Consider the following 16,397-nt stretch of genomic DNA (forward strand, 5'->3'; position numbering starts at 1 on the left):
CATCCGGCGACGAAGACCTGCCGTTTTCTCATGCGTCTGGCGACAGAGCGCTCCCATACCGAAGCAGACCAAACCGCCTGCAACACCCCACAGCTTCTGCCAGTTACGGAACCGCCTTTGGGTCCAGCCCCCCCGGCCCGAAGGACAGTGCGAATTGTTAAGACTCCGGAGCAAAGACAATTGTTTCAGTTTTATGAAATAAAACATTGTTTCCCGGCTCAAGAACGATAGGATCTACCGTTAGGGAACTTTCAAGGTTTTTTCAAAGAAGACAGACAACCATGAGCTTGACGGAAGATGAAATCTCCAGGATCCGTGAAGTCATCGGCACGCCCGAGAAGAAAAACGTCAAACCGCAGGGCACCGGGACCCATCACCAGAACACCTACACCTATTTCTATGTTCCGGCAGACTTTGGCTCCGACGCAACAATCGCCGATGACATGGGGCTCGGCGCGGTGTTGAGGCTGGGCGGATACTCGGATCTGGAAGAGCCGGCAGATGCCGAGGCCGGACACAGCGCGGGGGTCTTGGCCACGGTCCAGTCCGACGTCTATCCGGCGCAGCACATTTCCGATGAGACCGGCGCCGAGGCACACCTCAACGCACCGGGCAAGCAGACAACTGGCGAAAACGGCGACGTGACAAAACGGCAAGGGATCTTGCTGGCCTGCGACGGGCGCATTCTGGTGCGATCCGGGGAAAAGATCTATGTGCATGCGGCCGAACAGATCCACATCCAAAGTGATCAGAACATGGCCCTCGTGACGGTCAATGGTGCGATCGACAACACATCCGGGGACAAGTTCACCGTCAAGGCCAAAAAGAAAATCAGCCTGCGCTCCGGTGTTGGAGACCCGGACACCTACACCGCCAGGGGGGTCAACAACTCAGGAGACAAGGGCATCGAAATCATCGCAAACGATGGAGACTCTGATGTCTATATTGAGGGCAATTCGCTCTACCTGCAGGTCAACGGCACCAGTACAGCCGACATCACGCAAAACAACTCGACCATCATGCGGGCCGACAATTTCGAGGACATCTGGGGCCACAACACCTCGATTTTCCGCGGCACGTTCCTGGAGTTTTATTTCGGCGCGGGCTTTTCCTACCGGGCCGCTGCCACACTCAACATTGCAACAGCGCTCGACATCAACATCGGCCTCTTTGACGTTGGCATCACCGCGTTCGAGTTCAGTTTGACCGGCAAGGAAATCAATCTGAACGAAACGGTGTTTGGCGCTGTGTCCGTGGATGCAAAACTGGCAGCTCTGAAAAACGACATCACCACGCTCGCCTGCGAGACCGACAGCATCAAGGCCTCGACAAATGTCCTGAAGTCGGAAACCCGCTCGATTAAATCCACCATGGGCAACGTGCAGGCCGACCTCCAGAACCTCATTTTTTTCGGCTGAGCCGACGCACTCGGCCGCCATTGGGTATGATTTGAGAATAAGCAGCTGTGAGCTGTCATCTGTGGTCTTGGAGTTTGACAAGCCTTTGCCGCCCTCCCCGTTCGGCTCGTCGGCGTCGCCAACTGACTGTTTATCTTGCGCCTGAAAACCGGAGTGCATCATAGAGGGGTTTGAAGCACCACGGCTGAATTGGGACGCTCCATCTGCCGACCCTGGACTTTGGAAAGGTAAGACACATGGTGTTTCGAATGTGACGGCGCCTTTCAAGGTGTTTGGAGATGGGCTGGGAAGAATTGAACAGACTGGCGTTTTTGATGCGTCTTCGTGAGACTTTCCTGCCTGGGCCTGCCGTTAGCCGGATCGGCACTCCGGTTTACGATCCGCACCAGCGGAACACGTCGCTGGAGACGACTCAACAATCGCGACGGTAGAGGTGGTCGTAAAGAATGATCATCTCGTCACCATTGGCGATATATCGATCGATGTCTTTCAGCTCCCAACCTGAAATCATGCCTTGGGCATAGCGCTGAAGGGCGCTGTTGCCTTCGATATGTGCCAACCGGAGCGCGGTTTCAGCTGCGATCCGCAAGGACCGGTCATAGCCGCTGCCTTCGATCACCATGTCCCGGTCAGTCAACTGCGTAATGACATCATCAAGTTGAATGATTGCAGTGGTGAGGTCACTGCAGCTAAGTTTTCCTTTAGCGGAAGCGGTGCTCGATAAAATCAAGACCGCAACAACGGCCGCGCCGACAAATGGACCGATTTTCATTTGTTCCCCCGGAAAGGCCTATCTACATTTGACGCCCGACAGGCGCTGGTTGCGGCAGCGCTGGAAGTGTCTCGAGTGCCCCGACCTTGAAGTCTCTTGGATGCAAAGTGTACGGTGTTCTTACCCTTGCTAGCCTAACATACGCGAAACCATAGACAATTCAGTCCTCAAAGATGGCAAACACGGACCTCCAGCAGCCGCAACGCACTGCGATGTCTGACGCCGGTTCGGCCAAACGACAATCAGGACACGCACAGACCTCGGGGTCGCGCGCCATCCCCTGTCGCTTGATGGTGTCCAGCTCCTGGTCACATGTCCGGGTCACACGCGGGCGTCCTCGTTCTTTGCGCACAGGTCATCCGAGCCGCTGAGGTCTTGCAATTCGAAGCCCGAAACGTCTGGCACCGCACAGTCTGGAAAACGCCCGTCAGGCCGCGCCTCTGCGGCGCGCACCAACCTTGCCAACCCGTGTCCCGCAGACGATGTTGGCAAATTGCTTGAGCAATTCGGGGTCTAGTTTGCCTTTCATGTCCCACATCATGCCCATGGCAACCCGGGGACTGTAGACCTCTTTGTAGGCGCGTTTTTCGGTCAGGGCCGAAAAGATGTCGGCAATCGTCATCATCCGGACCATGGGCGAAATCTCATCGGCCGACAGCCCGTCCGGATAGCCGGATCCATCCAGAAACTCGTGATGGGACCGGGTCATGTCGATGATCGACTGCGGCAGACAGCTGTGTTCGGACAAGAAGTCGGCCCCGGTGCGCGGGTGCTCTTTGACAACGCTGTATTCCTCGGCCGACAGCTTCCCGGGCTTGTCGAGGATATCGAGCGGCACAAAGAGTTTGCCAAGGTCGTGCATCAGACCCGCCTTGGTCATGTGGCAATGTTCCTTGGGCGACAGGCCCAACCCGATGGAAAAAAGCGTGAGGTTGCTCGCAACTGTCATGCAATGCTGAAAGGTCTGGCTGTGATGCATCTCCACAATGCTGAGCCAGTCGCTGGCTCGATTGTTGTTGAGCAGCGAAACAATGTGCTGGGCCGCAACATCAAGCATCTGATCTTTGAGTGCCTCTCGCGACCGCACGCTTTCCGCCATGCTCGTCAAGGCGGCGTTGGCGGCTTTCATGGCAATGTCAGGCGCGTTGTCCGCGTTGCGAATGCCGTGAATGTAGTCTTCCATGACCTTGCTGATGGTGGCCATGATATTGGCGGGTTTTTCATTCTTGTGAATGAGAGTGTTCTGCCCCGCCCCTTTCCAGAAGGCGCATTCGGATTGGGACTTCACGTCGCAAATGACGACGATCGGCACGTCTCCCAGCGCGCGCAACTGGTCCTGCACACGCCTGCGCTGATGGTCGGAGTTGATCTTGAGATCAAAGACGACAAGCGAGAGGTATTCTGCTTCGGATGTCTGGATCGTGTCTTCAATATCGATGTCGAAGAAACCGTATCTGTCTTCAACCAGGCGAAGGGCACTTGTGTAGGGAAATTTGCTGTCAAGAACCCTCAAGAACATGGTTTTTAAGTCCTGCCGTTGTTGCACCCGATGAACGAAAGCCTGGATGTCCAGATCCGAGACCCGGCCAAACAAGGCCGCCCACCGCTCCGATCAGGACTGCGCAGACTTCACATGTCTTCAAATACTATAAGCCACCTAACAAAACCTTTTTTGATCGGCAGAATTTGCGGGGTTTATTTTTATGAGCCAATGCAACCGGCGCTGGCTGTTTTTAAATGACTACACGTATTTTGACTGGGAGTACTTCATGACTTGCCGTTTGCTTTCAGACAGTTGCGGCACTTTACAAGGTCAAGGAAAACGGCCGCAATTGCCACCGGGTGACGCCGACGGGTTAAATCGCCGCGCGCGGACCTCTTTGTAAAATGGGTTGGCTTTCATAGGAGGAACAGGGCCGCAGCACTTGGCAAGGTTCATCGGTTTTCCGGGCGTGCGTGCAATTTTGTAAGTCTGCGTTCCAGATCCTGTTTCTTAAGGGCGGCATGCGCGGCATCAAAGCGCTCCATGAACTCGGAGAATTCCGCTCCGACATAATGAAAGGCACGGAATTCCTTGATCACGGTCACTGGATCAGGGCGGCGTTTGAGCACCCCCTCAGCCACCAGCAATTCAACGTTTTGATCCGTCTCGATGAACCGGTCGATCGCTCCGTTTTCGTAGGCCCTAATCTTTTCGACGGTTGAATAAAAACCGCGTGTCGCGTCTTCGCGAACGTCATAGGCATCCTGCCACTTGACCCCGATCGTGTACCCAATCGGTTTGGCATCTCCCACATGACTATAGCTGCGCTGCCAAACGATCGCCCGTGCCTCGTTGACCGGAAGAGCTGATCTTAGAAACGCGCGTCGGTAATCCGCCTCGATGATGGGCAGGCGGGCGAACTGGCCATCTATTTTCCCGGCGTTGAACATTAGGACAGAGCGGCGCCCCGGATAGGCGGTAAACTGCGTATCGCAGCCGATCTCCGCGTAAAGGCTGCGCAGGAGGTCAAGCACCGTCTCTGCGATCGGCAGCTTTTCGATAAAGGAAATTTCCCGCGGGCACGCAAGGCGCGCTTCGCTTGCAGCGGCCGGTGCCGCAACAAAAACGCTGAGAGCGCCTGCAAGCGCGGCAAAGAACCGTTGGGGTCGTGCCAGCTTCATGGGAAGCCTTCTTGTTTTGATGTTTATTTATTACGTAGCGTAACCAGTGTTGAGACACTTGTATTAAAGAAGTGTATTCCGAGCTCTGCAACAACACCGCACCGCCCGGCCTTCAGCCCACGATGACCCGGCGGGTTCAGCCTGACATTCAAAGGCGATTGAAATTCTGGTGAAGCCGGACCGAACGGCCGCGGTTTGTCCAGCACCTTGAAGCCGAACGCGTGCAGCATGAGGCCAACGAAGTTCGAAAACGAGCCCCTCAAGTCGTTAAGATGGGTAACGGCTGTAGGCGGAATGGGCGGGGAGCAGTCCTTCGCTGCGGTCCGTTCAAATGACCGGAGCGGGCCGGAAGTGTCTTCTCCCGGAATGGGGGGAAGCGGACTGAAAGGTTTTGGCTATAGGATCGGCATAGCCGCTGTTAAGTCTTAGAACCCTTGCCGAAAATGGCGGCATGCAACGGGCACCCAACGTTACAGTGTTGAATGCCCGCGCTCAGCCATTAGGCCTGAGTGTCAGCCAAGCATAGGGATGTCGCGGGATTACAGAGCCCGCTTGGAGAAGTACCAATCGACGTAGTCGTAGCCTTCGCCGGCCCGGGTCTTCGCGAGATCCGCGGTTGCCGGTGGCGGAACAATGACGTCTTGGCCCGGTTGCCAGTTTTCCGGTGTTGCGACCTTATTGGCATCTGAAATTTGAAGTGCTTCCACCAGGCGGACGAATTCGGCAACAGACCTGCCGTTGGTCATTGGATAGTAGGCCATCGCTCTCAAGATCCCGTCCGGGTCGATGATGAAGGTGGCACGAACAGCCGATGTGTCGGATGCGCCAACCTGGATCATGCCGTAAGCATTGGCGACCTGCATGGACAAATCCGCAATGATCGGGAATGGAATCTCAACATTGAATTTTTCTGCAATGTTCCGCATCCAGGCAATGTGTGCGTAGTGGCTGTCGATCGACAGTCCGAGCAATGCGCAGTTCAACCGGTCGAACTGAGGCTTAGCCTGCGCAAAACCAATGAACTCGGTGGTGCAGACGGGCGTGAAGTCGGCCGGGTGGGAGAACAGCACCAGCCATTTTCCACGATAGTCAGACAGGCTGATTTGCCCATGCGTCGTTGGGGCCGTGAACGCTGGAGCTGGCTTGTTCAGTTCCGGGAACGCGGGACGCATATCGGTTTGGTTCGTCATGGGAGACTCCATCACTTGTGATTGATGGCTTGAACTTGCAGGAATTTGAAAATAAAAAGAAACGAATTAAAATTAATACTGTGATCAATTTATTCGATTAGTTAGCTCATGTATCGACCAAACATCCGGCATTTGGAATTCCTGGCAGCTCTTGACGAAGAGGCGCATTTCGGGCGGGCGGCCGAGCGCTGCCGCGTGACCCAGTCCACTTTGAGTGTGGGGATCAAGGAGCTGGAGGCTGGGCTCGGTGTCCGCGTTGCGGACCGAACCAAGCGCAGTGTGCAACTCACTCCGGTCGGCCGCGAGTTGGCGCGCCGGGCACGTTCGATCCTGTCCGACGCCCGCGCTTTTGTTGACTATGCGCACAGCCAGAAAGGGCCTTTGACCGGCGATGTCCGGGTTGGAGCCATCCCGACCCTGGCGCCTTACCTTCTGCCGCAGGTTCTGCCGGATATTCGAAACCGGTATCCGGATTTGCGCCTGTACCTCCGCGAGGCGGTCACAGATGACCTAATTGCAGCACTTCAAAGTGGGCAGCTCGACGCCATTTTGATTGCCTTGCCGTATGATCTGGGTGATTTGGCCGTTTTTCCGATGTTTGACGATGGCTATCAACTTGCAGTGCCAGCATCACATGAGCTGGCTGCTTGCGCACGCCTTGCCAAGAACGACCTTTCTCAGCTTGAGATGATGCTTCTGGAAAAGGGGCATTGCTTACAGCGGCATGCATTGTCCGCGTTCGGTCACGACGGGCCGGTGCAGGACCACAGTTTCGAGGCTACGAGCCTGCCTACCCTTGTTGCGATGGTGGCAGAAGGGCTTGGGACGACATTGCTCCCGGATCTGGCGATCCGCGCAGGTGTCACGCAGGGATATGATGTCAGGCTTGTGCCGTTAGAAGGCGCCTTGCCCCGGACGGTTGCGCTGGCGTGCCGCAAGCACTCATCCCGAAAGCAGGATATCGCAAGCCTGGCAGCGGCAATGACGGAGATTCTCGGCGCACAAAGGTCTGCGAAAAGCTGATCGAATGCCACGTGCGCGCAGTGCTGTCAGGCTGCCGCCCCTGCGGATGGCTTAAGGACCAGCAGATCGGCAAGCGCGGTGTTGCCGCCCACAAGGTCTTCCAGTGTCAGACCGTCCAGCGCGCCATAAAACGCCCCAAGCGCGACCGACAGGGCCGATTTAAGGCGGCAGGCCGGTGTCAATGGGCAGGTGTTTTGCGCGCCTTGAAAACACTCTGCGAAGGCCGTGGTGTCTTCGAAGGCCCGGATCACCTCACCGACATTGATTTCCGAAGCGGTCCGCGCCAGCAAGATCCCACCACCGCGGCCCCGTGTCGTTTTCAGATAGCCCTTTTGCGACAAGAGGTTCACCACCTGGGCGATATGGGTTTCCTTGGCATGACAGGCCCTGGAGATCTCGCCCTTTGTCACGACTTTTTGCGGATGAACCCCGCAAAACATGAGGGTGCGCATCGCCAGATTTGTTCTTGTCGTCAAGCGCATGGTTTCCCTCTCTCCTTAATGCATAAATTGGATACATCTTTTCTGGATTTTAAGCAAATTTCAGACAATCCAGAGCCCTTGACATATTTGAAGGGCACCACGCCGACATATACCTCCTTCCAGAGGGTGGCGCCAAATTTTATATTCAACAATAAAAACAACCGCAAAGCCATAGTGCGTCAATTTGGCTTTATATTTTCGTAGATATGAATGTTTTTACGTATAGCCAAAATTTTGGGTGAGTGCTAGCAAAGCTCTTAAAGGTGTATTTGAAATACATATTCAAGCGGAGCCTCTCTATGGAACTCGATGTCGTCGAGCTGTCGCGCCTGCAATTTGCGATGACAGCCATGTATCACTTCCTCTTCGTGCCCCTGACCCTCGGTCTTTCGATCCTCGTCGCCATCATGGAGACGGTCTATGTCATGACCAACCGTCTCATCTGGCGGCAGATGACCAAGTTCTGGGGCACCTTGTTCGGGATCAACTTCGTTCTGGGCGTTGCGACCGGGATCACGATGGAATTCCAGTTCGGCATGAACTGGAGCTATTACAGCCACTATGTCGGGGACGTCTTCGGAGCGCCGCTGGCCGTTGAGGGGCTGATGGCCTTCTTCCTGGAAGCGACCTTTGTCGGCCTGTTCTTTTTTGGATGGGACAAGCTGTCCAAGGTCGGTCACCTGACGGTCACCTGGCTGGTCGCGATCGGGTCCAATTTTTCAGCCCTGTGGATCCTGATCGCCAACGGCTGGATGCAAAACCCGGTCGGCGCTCAGTTCAATCCGCTGTCCATGCGGATGGAGATGACGAGTTTTTACGATGTTGTCTTCAACGAAGTGGCACAGGCGAAATTCGTGCACACGGTGTCGGCCGGTTATGTCACGGCAGCCGTCTTCGTGCTGGGTGTTTCTGCCTGGTATTTGCTGAAAGGCCGTCACTCGGAGCTGGCCCGCCGGTCGATCGCCGTGGCTGCGAGTTTCGGTCTGGCCTCAGCGCTGTCGGTGGTCGTGCTGGGGGATGAAAGCGGCTATTCGGTAACCCATTCCCAGAAAATGAAGCTCGCCGCCATTGAAGCCATGTGGGAGACCGAGCCAGCGCCCGCGTCGTTCACGGCCTTCGGCTTTCCAGACCAAGAGGCGCGCGAAACGCATTATGCGCTGCACATCCCTTATGCGATGGGATTGATCGGCACGCGCTCGCTAACCGATGAAATCCCGGGCATTGCCGAGCTTGTCGAGGATGCGGAGACACGCATCCGCTCCGGGATCATTGCCTATGATGCGCTGAAGGAGATCCGCAAGGATCCGAACCATGCGCCGGCCAGCGCGACCGCCCTGTTCGAGCAGCACGGCAAAGATCTCGGTTTCGCCTATCTCCTGAAACGCTATGTGGATGATCCGCGGGAGGCCACCGAGGCCGACATTGCCAAGGCGGCTGAAGATACGGTGCCGACCGTCTGGCCGCTGTTCTGGGCCTTCCGGATCATGGTCGGTCTCGGCTTCGCCTTCATCGGTGTCATGGCCTATTTCTTCTATGTTGCAAGCTTCAAGAAGATGACCTTCCCCCGGCCCGCCCTCTATCTGGCCGTCATCATGATCCCGGCGCCCTGGGTCGCGGCGGAACTTGGCTGGTTCGTTGCCGAATATGGCCGCCAGCCCTGGACCGTGGACGGCGTTCTGCCGACGGCGCTCTCCGTCTCGCACCTGAGCATAACCCAGGTCGCCATGACGCTTGCCGGCTTCATTGCCCTCTACAGCGTCCTGTTCCTCATCGAGATGGGCCTGATGATCAAGTACATCCGCAAGGGACCTTATCTCGACGTGCCGGAAAAGCCAGCGGTCGCCGGTTCCGCCCCTTCAGCTTCACGGTCTGCTCCGGCAGCCGGTCTCCAGCCAGCGGAGTAAGGTCCATGATCTTGCACGAACTTATTGATTTCGAAGTCCTGCGTGTCATCTGGTGGCTGTTGCTGGGCGTGCTGTTGATCGGCTTTGCCCTGACCGATGGCTTTGACATGGGGGTCGGCGCCCTGCTTCCCTTCGTTGCGAAGACCGACCTCGAGCGCCGGGTCGCCATCAACACGGTCGGCCCGGTCTGGGAAGGCAATCAGGTCTGGTTCATCCTCGGGGGCGGCGCGATTTTCGCCGCCTGGCCACCGCTCTATGCCGTGAGCTTTTCCGGATTTTACATGGCGATGTTCCTTGTGCTCGCCGCCCTTATCCTGCGGCCGGTCGCCTTTAAGTACCGGTCCAAGCGGGACAATCCGCAATGGCGGCAGACATGGGACTGGGCCCTGTTCATTGGCGGTGCGGTACCGGCGCTTATTTTTGGCGTGGCCGTCGGCAATGTCCTGCAGGGCGTGCCCTTCCGGTTCACCGAAGATCTGATGCCGCTTTATGAGGGCTCTTTCTTTGGACTTCTCAATCCATTTGCGCTTCTGACCGGGCTCACATCCTTGGCCATGCTGATCATGCATGGTGGGGCCTGGCTGTCGCTCAAGGCCGACGGTGTCGTTGCCGGGCGGGCGCGTGTTTATGGCAGCTACGCGGCAGCCGGGTCTTTGCTCGGCTTTCTCCTCGCCGGTCTGTGGTTGGCCATCGGGTTGGACGGCTATGCGTTTACAAGCCCCAGCGTGACGGATGGCCCGTCCAACCCGCTCTTTTCCGAGGTCGCAAAGGGCGGCAGCTGGCTGACCGCCTACGCTGTCAGGCCTTGGATCACGATCGCACCTGTTCTGGGAATTGCCGGCGCGGCCCTGACCTTTCTGGGTCTGCGGGCTGGCCGGGAAGTCTCGACTTTGCTCACATCCAAGATCGCGATCCTCGGCATGATCTCAACCGTTGGGCTGACGATGTTCCCGTTCATCCTGCCCTCATCGATCGACCCGAACTCCTCGCTCACGGTGTGGGACAGCTCATCATCACACCTGACCTTGTTTGTCATGCTGGTGGCGACGGTGATCTTCATGCCGCTGATCCTGGCCTACACCGCGTGGGTCTACAAGGTGCTGTGGGGCAAGGTCACAGAGGAAGATGTGCGGTCGAACACGGACACCGTTTACTAAATAAGGAGGATAAAACGATGTGGTATTTTGCTTGGATATTGGGGTTGTTCGCTGCCGCCATGTTCGCCGTCGTAAACGCGATGTGGCTTGAGCTGCAACAAGACAATGCCGTCTTCGCCAACGCTCGGTCAAAGGGTGCGTCCTCCGCTGATGGGAGGCTGCATCATGGATAAGACTACGATCGATCGGCGTAATTTTCTAAAGCTCACCGCGCTCGGTGCCGGTGCTGCGGGCACCGGAGCTGGTTTGACGGCCAAATCCGCGTCTGCCGCCCCGGTTGAGACGAGCGCCAAGATCCTCATTCTCGGGGCTGGTGCTGCCGGGACGGCGCTGGCCAACCGGCTGTCTGACCGGCTCAATGGCGCTGAGATTACGTTGCTCGATCCGCGTCAGGATCATTACTATCAGCCTGGCTACACGCTGATTGCTGCCGGTCTCAAGCCATCCGGCTACTCCGTGACCAAGACGTCGGATTGGCTGCCCAGGTCAGTCAACTGGATTGCAGAAAGCGCCGTCGAGATCGACCCGGACGCCAAGACGGTGACGACGACCGGCGGAACGACACTCGCCTATGACTATCTGGTTGTCGCGACCGGGCTCAAGCTTGATTACGATGCCATCGACGGCATGTCACTGGATCTGATCGGCACCAACGGCATCGGCTCCGTGTATGCCGGGCCGGAGTACGCCGCCAAAACCTGGGCAGCCATGGACCGCTTCACCGATGAAGGCGGCACCGGGCTGTTTACGCGTCCGGCAACAGAAATGAAGTGCGCCGGTGCGCCCCTTAAATACACCTTCCTGACCGACGACTACGCGCGGCGCAAGGGCAATCGCGGCAAGGTCGAGATGCTCTATGCCGCCCACAGCGGAAGCTTTTTCTCTGTTCCCATCGTGAATGAGAAGGTGCGGATGCTGTATGACGAGCGCGGGGTCAAGAGTGTCTACGACCATGTCATGACCGCCATTGATCCGGGGCGGAAGGTTGCGACCTTCCAGACCCCTGACGGCCCACAAGAAATCGGCTTTGATTTCACCAACGTGATCCCACCGATGCGCGCCCATGACGTGGTCAAAGACAGCCCGCTCTCTTGGAAGACGGGCAAGTGGGTCGGAGAAGGCTGGGTAGAGGTCGACAAGGCCACTTTGCGCCATGCCCGCTTTGCAAATGTCTTTGCCGTCGGCGACGTGGCGGGTGTGCCCAAGGGGAAGACCGCGGCCAGCGTGAAATGGCAGGTTCCTGTTGTCGAGGATCACCTGGTTGCGCAGATCCAGGGCAAAGAGGGCACGCAAACCTATAACGGTTACACCTCCTGTCCTCTGATCACCAAGATCGGCCGGGCCATGCTGGTGGAGTTCGACTACCAGAACAATCTCACACCATCCTTTCCGGGTCTTATCGCGCCGCTGGAAGAGCTGTGGGTTTCCTGGCTGATGAAGGAGGTCGCGCTCAAGGCAACCTACAACGCCATGCTGCGCGGCCGCGCCTGACCGCAGCCGACTGAGTAGAGGAGGAACGATCCCATGCAAGAACTGTCCCCCGGCATGATGATTGCCGTTTTCGAGGAGATATTCGGACCGATTGTGTTCTGGGCCATGGTGGCTGCCGCGATCGCGATCACCATCGCCTATTTCTATGTCCTGATCCGCGACCGGTCGATGTCCATGCGCAAGTTTCTACTTGCACAACTGTCGATGCCGGTCGGGGCCGTGGCCGCGATCTGGTTTGTGCAGGTGATGACCCATTCGGGCATAAGCGACCTGGGCGGCCCGATCGACGTGATTGTCTATCTCGCCGTTGGGGCGGTTGGCGCAATCGGAATGGCAATCCTGGTCTACACGCTTCAGTCTCTGATCCGTGGTAAACCCCAGCCGCGCTGGTGAGGCGAACCATGACAGCCGCCACCCCGAATACCCAGCTTCCGGACGGGGCCCTGACCCGTCTGGAGCATTATCCCGTCACCTTCTTTGCCATCGGCATGGGCCTGCTGGGACTAACGCTCGCCTTGCGCGGCGCAGAGCGCGCATGGGACCTAACGCTGCCCTTGGCCGAAATCGCGCTGGTTGTCTCCAGTCTGCTGCTGGCCGTTGTTGCGGCAGGCTATCTGGCCAAGACGATCCACATGCCGTCGGCCGTGGTTGCCGAGTGGCACCATCCCGTCAAGATTGCCTTCTTCCCGGCCATCTCCATCTCGACGATCCTGCTGGGAACGGCGCTCCTGCCGCTTTTTCCGGTCGCAGCCGCGGCGATTTGGCTGATTGGTGTGAGTGTGCAAGGGGGGCTGTCGCTGGCCGTGATTGGAAGCTGGATCAGCCATCGCCCCTTCCAGACACCGCATTTGTCCCCGGCCTGGTTCATCCCAGCGGTTGGGAATGTGCTGGTGCCGGTGGCCGGGGTCGAACTCGGCTACGTCGACCTGTCGTGGCTGTTCTTCTCGGCGGGCCTTCTGTTCTGGCTGGTGCTTTTGACCCTGGTCATGAACCGCCTGGTTTTTCATGATCCATTGCCCGGGCGGCTTGTGCCAACGCTGACCATCCTGATTGCCCCGCCGGCGATCGCCTACGTGGCCTGGAGCCATCTGGTGCCGGATCCAGGGCCGTTCGGACAGATCCTTCTCAGCCTCAGTTATGTTTTTTTCCTGATCGTCGTGACGCAGGCGCAGCGCTTCCGAGACATCCCGTTTGCCCTGTCGTGGTGGGCCTTGTCCTTCCCCGTTGCCGCCTTGTCGATCGCGAGCTTCGTCCATGCCGGGGAAACGGGATCAGCCGCCTACCGCGGGCTCGGAACCCTGGTGCTCGTCCTGCTCGTTGCGATCATTGCCCTTCTTTTGGTGCGCACAGGCAAAGCGATCGCCCGCAAAGAAATCTGCCTGCCGGAATAATCTGTCTTTCAAAAAGGAGAAACCGATGAAACTGAAAACTCTTGCAGCCGCTCTTGCAGGAAGCTTCCTGCTTGCCCTCGCACCGGTCAAGGCCGAGGGGCCAGACAAACTGGTGACGATCCTGACCGCGCCCGAGCCGCAAACCCAACTGATGGCCATGGTGCTGACCATGCAGTCAATCCAGCAAGAAAAATCTGCCCAGATCCTGTTGTGTGGCCCGGCTGGCGATTTGGCCCTCAAGGACGCCCCCGCAAGCGCGACAACCGGTCTGGCACCGAAAGACATGAGCCCGCAGGGTCTGATGCAGAAGATCATGCAAGCTGGTGGCAAAGTTGAAGTCTGCGCGATCTACCTTCCCAACAAGGGGGCTGGGCCGGACGCGCTTCTGGATGGGATCACCGTCGCCAAGCCGCCCGCAATGGCCGCTGCCATCATGGCAGACAACACGCGCGTCATGTCGTTTTAGACTTGGGTTTAGGGCCTGTTCAACCGACGAAGGCAGGCTCCGGCTCTTGGTGGAAAGCGGACAATTCTTTTGTTGCATAAGACTGTCCGCTTAACTCAAGTTCCTGCCAATTTGGCGCTTATCAGACTGGTGTCTGCAGTTGGGCTCATGGTTCAACGCAGCGAACGACAAGAATGCCGGCGCGAAACGGCCATTGAATGCGTCCATGAGCAACGACCGCAGTGCCAGCAAGTGCCTTCTCCCGGAATCGGCGGGAAAGCGGGCCTGCGCGGCGTGGACGAAGGTCTGTGCCGCGGGACCAAGTTGGCATTCGCTGCGGCTGCACCAAGGTCGGCTTGTGTGCGGCGCAGAAAAGCCGATACTGTCGTTGGAATGGCCAATGCCGCGATCTCGTTGGAGTGGACTGCTGATGAAGGATATTTTGTTTACGGCAGTTGTTTTGCTTGCCATGCCTGTGTCGGCGTTCGCACAGGATCACGGGCATAATCATGGTGGCACACCGTATGCCGGGTTCGAGGCACGTGAGATCAAAAGCCTGTCCGATCAAGACATAGCTGAGCTTCGCCGTGGCGGTGGCTGGGGACTGGCTCTTCCTGCGGAGTTAAACGGCCTTCCCGGCCCGGCCCATCTGCTGGAGCTTCAGGAAGAACTCGCGCTTTCGAGCGGCCAAGTTGCTGCGATCACCGAGTTGTTTGAAGAGATGCGAGTGGAAGCCATCGCCGCAGGCGAGCGCTTTATTTCAGCTGAGGCAGCCGTGAGCGCCGCTTTCGAAGATGCCGAAGTGTCGCAAGAAGAGCTCGCAAGGCTCTTGGATACAGCTGCCAAAGCCAGAGCTGCTTTGCGGTTGGTTCATTTGTCCAGACATCTCGCAACACCTGCTCTTCTGAGCGATGAACAAGTCCGAAGATACAGCATATTGCGCGGCTACTCAGATGATCCCTGTGCCAAAGTCCCGGAAGGGCACGACCCAATTATGTGGCGGCGCCACAACGGCTGCGATGGGTAAGCCGGCCTTCGTTCGTCGCGCAGAACGAAGTACTTTGGGCTCAGGTTCGGCCATGTGCCGCAATCCGCTCCAACGTCAGCCATGGGCCGAAAGAGGCCTCCATCAGCCACGCCGGACTCGCATAACTTGGGGTATGGAACGCGGATCCTAGATTCCCACCACCGGACGGATAAGACCCCCAACCTCCTTTCAGTTTATCCTGGAAAGCCGCGACAAACTAACCCTCGAAAGCTATCCGATCAGTTTTTTCGGAGAATTTCGGAGGACAATCAGGGAAGCTCTGGTGGCTATCATAGGCTTCTGCATGGATAACGGAGGATGCGACAACCCCGCTTAAATTTTACTTCATATTTTTTTGAAAGCAGAAAGCAACAAGCCGCCAACCCACTCTCAAGATCTATACGGCAGCAAGCCCCAGCGGCTCGTTCGGCCCGCAGTAAAACAGTACGGGGCGGAGGACCCGAGTTTTTTAGCCAACTGACCAGCGCTCGCTGCCCCTCCCCCGGCGCGCGGTCTGCAGTATCTTCGCGGCCACGCCTGCCAAGGTCGGCGAGTGTCGTTTTCGGCTACTGCCGACGTTTGAGAATGTTCTTGAGCTTCATGCTTCAGCAACATCCCCTAAAACGGGTATCCGATTAATACTAAACTACTTAGAGCAAACAATAAAAACCCGGCACGATGGCCGGGTCTTCGTTTCTGATTTAGAGGATTGGTTAGGCTCTTGCAGCCTCCATGGCGAGGATCGATTCCGGCACATCATGCCCGATTCCAAGATCATCCTCCTCGCGCTCTATCTGCGCCCTAAGCAGGCGCACAAGCTCATCGTTCATAGACGCACCACGTCCGCCTGCAATGCGTTTCAGGCGGTAGTGCATAGTCGCGCCAATGCGGGCATGTAGCTTTCCGGATACAGGTGCCTCCGGAGCGACTCCATCCTCCTCGCAAAACGCAAGATAGTCTTCGACAGACTCTGCAAAAGCGGTATTCAGCTCAGCTACTGTCGCGCCCTGCGCGGTGATCACGTCACGCATCCCGATTGCGGTCGCATACAAGCAACCAGCATCGACATCGATATCAATCGCGCCGATATAGTCTTTGTGCTTCACAAATCCGGCCATTGTCATTCTGGCGATATGCCAGCCTCCAATAAAAATTTTCTAACGCTGCCCACAGCACCCTTACAGATAACACGATCGGGGTGCGGCTCGTGAAAAACGGCTCTCCTGTCTTTCAGCTTTACACGCACCCTTGAACCGCTTCCCTGAGATATTTCGCAGCCAATCGCTTCGAACAGCGTCACCACGTCTTTCCAGGCGATATCCGATCGATTAGGTTTTTCAAAAATCGCCTTGAGCGTTCTGCGCTGCTTTCCGTTCATCGCCCTCTACCCTGTATATGATATCAGAATATGATACCACAACGTTAAAATTGCA

The 16,397-nt window shown here is 57.1% G+C and carries 17 protein-coding genes; 10 read left to right on the plus strand and 7 right to left on the minus strand.

Annotation, left to right across the window (positions count from 1 at the left end):
• Positions 1–281 precede the first annotated feature (281 nt).
• On the plus strand, positions 282–1,418 hold the full coding sequence (locus tag AC0J4F_RS17295; RefSeq protein ID WP_473024145.1) for a hypothetical protein: 1,137 nt from the start codon (positions 282–284) through the stop codon (positions 1,416–1,418).
• Positions 1,419–1,830: 412 nt separating this feature from the next.
• Here AC0J4F_RS17295 and AC0J4F_RS17300 read toward each other — a convergent pair whose 3' ends face one another.
• From AC0J4F_RS17300 to AC0J4F_RS17315, 4 genes are all read right to left on the minus strand, one after another.
• A complete protein-coding gene (locus AC0J4F_RS17300; RefSeq protein WP_473024146.1) occupies positions 1,831–2,190 on the minus strand; it encodes a hypothetical protein in 360 nt (119 codons plus the stop codon).
• 427 nt (positions 2,191–2,617) lie between these two features.
• Positions 2,618–3,784 (minus strand): HD-GYP domain-containing protein, encoded by a 1,167-nt coding sequence (locus AC0J4F_RS17305; protein WP_473024147.1) that lies wholly within the window; start codon positions 3,782–3,784, stop codon positions 2,618–2,620.
• Between the two features lie 341 nt (positions 3,785–4,125).
• Positions 4,126–4,854 (minus strand): hypothetical protein, encoded by a 729-nt coding sequence (locus AC0J4F_RS17310; protein WP_473024148.1) that lies wholly within the window; start codon positions 4,852–4,854, stop codon positions 4,126–4,128.
• A gap of 539 nt (positions 4,855–5,393) precedes the next feature.
• Positions 5,394–6,044: a peroxiredoxin gene (locus AC0J4F_RS17315; protein ID WP_473024149.1), complete on the minus strand. Its 651-nt coding sequence runs from the start codon at positions 6,042–6,044 to the stop codon at positions 5,394–5,396.
• Positions 6,045–6,152: 108 nt separating this feature from the next.
• Between AC0J4F_RS17315 and AC0J4F_RS17320 the strand changes: the two genes are divergently transcribed.
• A complete protein-coding gene (locus AC0J4F_RS17320) occupies positions 6,153–7,067 on the plus strand; it encodes a hydrogen peroxide-inducible genes activator (RefSeq protein ID WP_473024150.1) in 915 nt (304 codons plus the stop codon).
• Between the two features lie 26 nt (positions 7,068–7,093).
• Here AC0J4F_RS17320 and AC0J4F_RS17325 read toward each other — a convergent pair whose 3' ends face one another.
• Positions 7,094–7,549, minus strand: coding sequence for an RrF2 family transcriptional regulator (locus tag AC0J4F_RS17325; protein WP_473024151.1), 456 nt, complete (start codon positions 7,547–7,549; stop codon positions 7,094–7,096).
• Between the two features lie 299 nt (positions 7,550–7,848).
• On the opposite strand from AC0J4F_RS17325, the gene AC0J4F_RS17330 reads away from it, so the two are divergent.
• The 8 genes from AC0J4F_RS17330 (at position 7,849) to AC0J4F_RS17365 (ending at position 14,964) form a co-directional block, all read left to right on the plus strand.
• Positions 7,849–9,453 carry a cytochrome ubiquinol oxidase subunit I gene (locus AC0J4F_RS17330; protein ID WP_473024152.1) on the plus strand — a complete coding sequence of 535 codons (1,605 nt, stop codon included), beginning with the start codon at positions 7,849–7,851 and terminating at the stop codon, positions 9,451–9,453.
• A 5-nt stretch (positions 9,454–9,458) separates the two neighbouring features.
• Entirely contained in the window at positions 9,459–10,610 is a 1,152-nt protein-coding gene (cydB, locus tag AC0J4F_RS17335; protein ID WP_473024153.1) for a cytochrome d ubiquinol oxidase subunit II, read from the plus strand.
• Positions 10,611–10,627: 17 nt separating this feature from the next.
• Positions 10,628–10,783: a cytochrome bd-I oxidase subunit CydX gene (gene cydX, locus AC0J4F_RS17340; protein WP_306150552.1), complete on the plus strand. Its 156-nt coding sequence runs from the start codon at positions 10,628–10,630 to the stop codon at positions 10,781–10,783.
• Positions 10,776–12,101: an NAD(P)/FAD-dependent oxidoreductase gene (locus tag AC0J4F_RS17345; RefSeq protein ID WP_473024154.1), complete on the plus strand. Its 1,326-nt coding sequence runs from the start codon at positions 10,776–10,778 to the stop codon at positions 12,099–12,101. Before cydX ends, AC0J4F_RS17345 begins: the two co-directional genes overlap by 8 nt.
• Before the next feature lie 33 nt (positions 12,102–12,134).
• The gene (locus tag AC0J4F_RS17350) at positions 12,135–12,494 is read left to right on the plus strand and encodes a DUF5368 domain-containing protein (protein WP_473024155.1); all 360 of its coding nucleotides are present in this window, start codon (positions 12,135–12,137) and stop codon (positions 12,492–12,494) included.
• Positions 12,495–12,502: 8 nt separating this feature from the next.
• On the plus strand, positions 12,503–13,492 hold the full coding sequence (locus AC0J4F_RS17355) for an SLAC1 anion channel family protein (RefSeq protein WP_473024156.1): 990 nt from the start codon (positions 12,503–12,505) through the stop codon (positions 13,490–13,492).
• A 25-nt stretch (positions 13,493–13,517) separates the two neighbouring features.
• Complete coding sequence (locus AC0J4F_RS17360) at positions 13,518–13,958, plus strand: DsrE family protein (protein WP_473024157.1); 441 nt, start codon at positions 13,518–13,520, stop codon at positions 13,956–13,958.
• A 409-nt stretch (positions 13,959–14,367) separates the two neighbouring features.
• The gene (locus AC0J4F_RS17365; protein ID WP_473024158.1) at positions 14,368–14,964 is read left to right on the plus strand and encodes a hypothetical protein; all 597 of its coding nucleotides are present in this window, start codon (positions 14,368–14,370) and stop codon (positions 14,962–14,964) included.
• 713 nt (positions 14,965–15,677) lie between these two features.
• On the opposite strand, the gene AC0J4F_RS17370 is transcribed toward AC0J4F_RS17365, so the two are convergent.
• Positions 15,678–16,082 (minus strand): type II toxin-antitoxin system HicB family antitoxin, encoded by a 405-nt coding sequence (locus AC0J4F_RS17370; protein ID WP_473024159.1) that lies wholly within the window; start codon positions 16,080–16,082, stop codon positions 15,678–15,680.
• A gap of 2 nt (positions 16,083–16,084) precedes the next feature.
• Positions 16,085–16,342: a type II toxin-antitoxin system HicA family toxin gene (locus AC0J4F_RS17375; RefSeq protein ID WP_473024160.1), complete on the minus strand. Its 258-nt coding sequence runs from the start codon at positions 16,340–16,342 to the stop codon at positions 16,085–16,087.
• Positions 16,343–16,397: the final 55 nt, after the last annotated feature.

The sequence above is a fragment of the Roseibium sp. R5 genome, from assembly GCF_055755305.1.

Bases quoted from the DNA above. Each gene is read 5' to 3' on its own strand.
- AC0J4F_RS17365 (WP_473024158.1), top strand. From the start codon at position 14,368: ATGAAGGATATTTTGTTTACGGCAGTTGTTTTGCTTGCCATGCCTGTG.
- AC0J4F_RS17360 (WP_473024157.1), top strand. From the start codon at position 13,518: ATGAAACTGAAAACTCTTGCAGCCGCTCTTGCAGGAAGCTTCCTGCTT.
- cydX (WP_306150552.1), top strand. From the start codon at position 10,628: ATGTGGTATTTTGCTTGGATATTGGGGTTGTTCGCTGCCGCCATGTTC.
- AC0J4F_RS17310 (WP_473024148.1), bottom strand. From the start codon at position 4,854: ATGAAGCTGGCACGACCCCAACGGTTCTTTGCCGCGCTTGCAGGCGCT.
- cydB (WP_473024153.1), top strand. From the start codon at position 9,459: ATGATCTTGCACGAACTTATTGATTTCGAAGTCCTGCGTGTCATCTGG.
- AC0J4F_RS17300 (WP_473024146.1), bottom strand. From the start codon at position 2,190: ATGAAAATCGGTCCATTTGTCGGCGCGGCCGTTGTTGCGGTCTTGATT.
- AC0J4F_RS17345 (WP_473024154.1), top strand. From the start codon at position 10,776: ATGGATAAGACTACGATCGATCGGCGTAATTTTCTAAAGCTCACCGCG.
- AC0J4F_RS17350 (WP_473024155.1), top strand. From the start codon at position 12,135: ATGCAAGAACTGTCCCCCGGCATGATGATTGCCGTTTTCGAGGAGATA.
- AC0J4F_RS17355 (WP_473024156.1), top strand. From the start codon at position 12,503: ATGACAGCCGCCACCCCGAATACCCAGCTTCCGGACGGGGCCCTGACC.
- AC0J4F_RS17370 (WP_473024159.1), bottom strand. From the start codon at position 16,082: ATGGCCGGATTTGTGAAGCACAAAGACTATATCGGCGCGATTGATATC.
- AC0J4F_RS17315 (WP_473024149.1), bottom strand. From the start codon at position 6,044: ATGACGAACCAAACCGATATGCGTCCCGCGTTCCCGGAACTGAACAAG.
- AC0J4F_RS17375 (WP_473024160.1), bottom strand. From the start codon at position 16,342: ATGAACGGAAAGCAGCGCAGAACGCTCAAGGCGATTTTTGAAAAACCT.
- AC0J4F_RS17325 (WP_473024151.1), bottom strand. From the start codon at position 7,549: ATGCGCTTGACGACAAGAACAAATCTGGCGATGCGCACCCTCATGTTT.
- AC0J4F_RS17330 (WP_473024152.1), top strand. From the start codon at position 7,849: ATGGAACTCGATGTCGTCGAGCTGTCGCGCCTGCAATTTGCGATGACA.
- AC0J4F_RS17320 (WP_473024150.1), top strand. From the start codon at position 6,153: ATGTATCGACCAAACATCCGGCATTTGGAATTCCTGGCAGCTCTTGAC.
- AC0J4F_RS17295 (WP_473024145.1), top strand. From the start codon at position 282: ATGAGCTTGACGGAAGATGAAATCTCCAGGATCCGTGAAGTCATCGGC.